Source organism: Bartonella sp. MR168JLCBS, from assembly GCF_042194175.1.
Genome location: NZ_JBHIMP010000061.1, coordinates 1,358 through 1,657 on the forward strand (window position 1 = coordinate 1,358; position 300 = coordinate 1,657).

The following is a 300-nucleotide window of genomic DNA, read 5'->3' on the forward strand; positions in this document are numbered from 1 at the left end:
CAAGCTTTTGAAGATAATAATTGATAAGTTATATTTCTTTCTTTTAATTGTGCTAGCAATTTTGAAAACAAGTTTCTTACGTGTCTAAAAGATGTTTTCTAGAAGCGTTTATTGCTTCTTTTCTAGGTTAAGCTTTTAGCCCAATGGTTGTTAGTGTTCGCGTTTTATAGCAATTTTCCTTACTAGGGTAAACTTATCAGTTGTTTTTTAGAGAGTTGCTTTTTTCTGTGAATTTCATCATTGTTTTTCAGCTGTATTTTCACAAGTTTTTTATAAAAATGATAAATTTATCTTGTAATA